Annotated in this window: 4 protein-coding genes; 1 reads left to right on the forward strand and 3 read right to left on the reverse strand. The window is 67.4% G+C overall.

What is annotated here, in order from left to right:
* Positions 1-231: glycosyltransferase (locus ASE86_RS16485; protein WP_235524032.1), on the forward strand; the 231-nt coding region annotated here is incomplete at its 5' end.
* A 10-nt stretch (positions 232-241) separates the two neighbouring features.
* Here ASE86_RS16485 and ASE86_RS09495 read toward each other — a convergent pair.
* The 3 genes from ASE86_RS09495 to hutG form a co-directional block, all read right to left on the reverse strand.
* Entirely contained in the window at positions 242-988 is a 747-nt protein-coding gene (locus tag ASE86_RS09495; protein ID WP_056425140.1) for a Crp/Fnr family transcriptional regulator, read from the reverse strand.
* A gap of 290 nt (positions 989-1,278) precedes the next feature.
* Positions 1,279-2,934: a urocanate hydratase gene (gene hutU, locus ASE86_RS09500; RefSeq protein ID WP_056425143.1), complete on the reverse strand. Its 1,656-nt coding sequence runs from the start codon at positions 2,932-2,934 to the stop codon at positions 1,279-1,281.
* Positions 2,931-3,719 (reverse strand): N-formylglutamate deformylase, encoded by a 789-nt coding sequence (hutG, locus tag ASE86_RS09505; protein ID WP_056425146.1) that lies wholly within the window; start codon positions 3,717-3,719, stop codon positions 2,931-2,933. The genes hutU and hutG overlap by 4 nt, the downstream gene beginning before the upstream one ends.
* Between the last annotated feature and the right edge of the window lie 72 nt (positions 3,720-3,791).

Genomic DNA, 3,791 nt, shown 5'->3' on the forward strand with positions numbered 1-3,791 from the left:
ATGGCGTGCGGCACGCCCGTCATCGCGACGCGGCGCGGATCGATGCCCGAACTGATCGACGACGGCGTCACCGGCTTCCTGGTCGACGACATGGACCAGGCCATCGCCGCGATCGATCGCGCCGCCGACCTCGACCGCGCCCGCATCCGGCAGGCGGTGGTCAACCGCTTTTCGGTCGAGCGGATGGCCGACGACTATATCACGCTCTACCGCCGCATCCTCTGGCAGTAGGCGACGCGCGTCAGGCCGAAGGCACGACCGGCATCAGGTAGGCGGGGTCGAATTCGGCGAAGTCGCGCATCAGCTTGTCGTCGACGATCTGGTAGCGATCGCCCTCGCGGCGAAGGCACTCCATCGATTCCAAGCGGCGCAGCACGCGGTTGGTGTGGACCGACGTCAGCCCGACGCAGTCGCTCAGGAATTCCTGCGTCAGCCGTGGCAGCGCCGCCCCGCCCATGCGATGCGACACTTCGCACAGCAGGTGCGCGACACGCGTCGCCGCCTCGCGCCGGCAATTGTTGGTCAGCCACGCGCGGGCGATCGCCAGGTTGATTTGCACCTCGTGATCGACCGCGTCGCGAACGCTCGCCTGCGCCGCGACGACCTCGCGCCAGACCGCTGTCTCGAACACCGCGACCTGTGCCGGGCCGTGTGCGCCCAGCGCCGCCGTGCCGGTGCCCGGGCAATCGACACCGATCAGCTCGCCGGGCAGGTGAACGCAGACGACCTGCCGCGCACCGGACCGCACGATGGCGTGGTGAAACAGGACACCCGACAGCACCACCATCACCCGGTCGCGCAAGCCGTCGAATGCGCGGGTCGATCGGGTGGTGCCGAGGTCGGCAATCGACCACGGCACCGATTGCAGGTGCGTGATCGCGTCCGGCGTCAACGCGCCGAAGGACGTCAGCCGCTCGACCAGAGCACTCGTCCCATCTCTGGCGGACTGGTCGGACCGGAATGTGCGGAGCGGATGAAGCTGGTTCATGTTTCAATACGTACGATCACGTGCCGGCATATACATTGATGCAAGGCAAAGATCGATGCCATGCAACCCAAAAAATGCCTAGCACACTATCGTATACGGTAGATTTCTACCGAATTACCCGGCGCAAATCATCCTGAAAATCGGCATCCCCCTGAAAAATCGTGAGAATCTGCCATCCGCGCGGTGAAGTCGGTGGGTACAAAATAAAAACCGGCACTGGAGAAATTCCGATGTGCGATCAGCCATTTGATCCGCGGCGACATCCACCTCCGGTAACCCTGAACGCCCCGCTACAGGATGCCGGGCAGGTCCAGCCGCCGATCGCGCGCGCAGTCGCGGGCGATCTCGTAGCCCGCGTCCGCGTGGCGCATCACGCCGGTCGCCGGATCGTTCCACAACACGCGTTCCAGCCGCCGGGCAGCTTCCGGCGTACCGTCGGCAACGATCACCATTCCGGAATGCTGCGAATAGCCCATGCCGACCCCGCCGCCGTGGTGCAGCGAGACCCAGGTCGCGCCGGATGCGGTGTTGAGCAGCGCGTTGAGGAGGGGCCAGTCGCTGACCGCGTCCGATCCGTCGCGCATCGCCTCCGTCTCGCGATTGGGCGATGCGACCGAGCCGCTGTCCAGGTGATCGCGACCGACGACGACCGGTGCCTTCAATTCGCCGCTCGCGACCATGGCGTTGAACGCCAGCCCCAGCCGGTGGCGATCGCCCAGGCCCACCCAGCAGATCCGCGCCGGCAGCCCCTGGAACCGGATCCGCTCGCGCGCCATGTCGAGCCAGCGGTGGAGGTGCGTGTCGTCGGGCAGCAATTCCTTCACCCTGGCATCGGTCTTGTAGATGTCTTCGGGATCGCCCGACAGAGCCACCCAGCGGAACGGCCCGACCCCGCGGCAGAACAGCGGCCGGATGTAGGCGGGGACGAAGCCGGGAAAGTCGAACGCATTGGCGACGCCCGCGTCCCTGGCGACCTGGCGGATGTTGTTGCCGTAATCGACCGTGGGCACGCCGGCGGCCTGGAACGCCAGCATCGCCTCGACATGGCGCGCCATCGATGTCTTGGCCGCCTCGGCAATGCTTTCCGGGTTCTGGTCGCGTGTGGCCAGCCAGCGCTCGACGCTCCACCCGGCCGGCAGATAGCCGTTGACCGGATCGTGCGCGCTGGTCTGGTCGGTCAGCAGGTCGGGGCGCACGCCGCGCGCCAGCATCTCGGGCAGGAGTTCCGCAGCATTGCCGAGCAGCCCGACCGACGTGGGTTCGCGCGCGGTCGTGACGATCTCCAGAGCCTCGTCCAGACTGGTCGTCGCGCGATCGAGGTAGCCGGTGCGGAGCCGCATATCGATCCGGCTCTGCTGGCATTCGATCGCCAGGCACGACGCGCCGGCCATCACCGCCGCCAACGGCTGCGCCCCGCCCATCCCGCCAAGGCCGGCGGTCAGCAGCCACTTGCCCGACAGGTCGCCGCCATAATGCTGGCGGCCCATCTCGACGAAGGTCTCGTACGTGCCCTGCACGATGCCCTGCGTGCCGATGTAGATCCACGACCCCGCCGTCATCTGGCCGTACATCGCCAGCCCCTTGCGATCGAGTTCGTCGAAATGCGCCCAGTCCGCCCATTTCGGCACCAGGTTCGAATTGGCGAGCAGCACGCGCGGCGCGTCGGGATGCGTGCGAAACACACCGACCGGCTTGCCCGACTGGATGAGCAAAGTCTGGTCGTCCTCCAGCCGCCGGAGCGTCTCGACGATCCGGTCGTAGCTTTCCCAATCGCGCGCCGCCCGGCCGATGCCGCCATAGACGACCAGCTCCTCCGGCCGCTCGGCGACATCGGGGTGCAGGTTGTTCATCAGCATCCGCAAGGGGGCTTCGGTCAGCCAGCTCTTGGCGCTGAGCGTCGTGCCGGTCGCGGGCTTGATGATCCGGGTTGGGTCGAGGCGGGTCATGGGCGGAAATCCAGGCAGGCGTGGATGACGGCGCGCAGCACCGGCGCGATCGGGGGATGGGCGAGCATCGGCGTCGGCCAGTTGCTCTCGTCGGGCGTGTCGGGCTCGGTCATGTAGCCGCGCATCGCGAGTTCCATCTGGATCGCGTGGACGCCGTGCGCCGGCTGCCCATAGTGTCGCGTCGTCCAGCCACCGCGAAAGCGACCATCGACGACCTGGTCCGGGCCGCACGCCGTGCAGACGGCTGCGGTCAGCCTCGGCGAACAGGTCGCGCCGCCGTTCGTGCCGATGTTGAACTGCGGAAGCGCGCCATCGAACAGTCGCGGGATGCGGCTGCGGATCGAATGCGCGTCGTACAGGACGGCGTGGCCGTGGATGGCCTTCACACGCGCGATCTCGCCGGCGAGGGCGGCGTGATAGGGATCGAACCAGGCCGTCCGTCGACGAGCGATTTCGTCGGCATCCGGCCCTGCACCGACGTAAAGCGGATCGCCATCGAAGGCGGTCGTCGGGCAGAGCTCTGTCGTCGCCTGACCCGGATAGAGCGAGGCGCCGGACGGATCGCGGTTCACGTCGATCACGCTGCGGGAGATGGGCATCCGGACGGTAGTCGCACCCAACGCCTGCGCGAACGCGTAGAGTTCGTGAATATGCCAGTCGGTATCGCGGCGGGTGAGCCACGACGACACGAACGCGTCAGCGCAGTCGGCGAGGTCGGTTCCGGTGTGCGGGAAGGCGACGATCAGCGGGCTATTTCCCCGCGCAACCTCGATCCTCCCCGGCACGGGGAGGGGGACCGCCGACCGCAGGTCGGGGGTGGAGGGGGCGGGCCGTGAGGGAATAGCGTGTGGAGAGGC

This window comes from Sphingomonas sp. Leaf33 (assembly GCF_001421785.1).
Classification (GTDB): Bacteria; Pseudomonadota; Alphaproteobacteria; order Sphingomonadales; family Sphingomonadaceae; genus Sphingomonas.

Excerpts from the sequence above, each read along its gene's own strand:
- hutU (WP_056425143.1), bottom strand. The coding sequence starts at position 2,934 with ATGACCCGCCTCGACCCAACCCGGATCATCAAGCCCGCGACCGGCACG.
- ASE86_RS09495 (WP_056425140.1), bottom strand. The coding sequence starts at position 988 with ATGAACCAGCTTCATCCGCTCCGCACATTCCGGTCCGACCAGTCCGCC.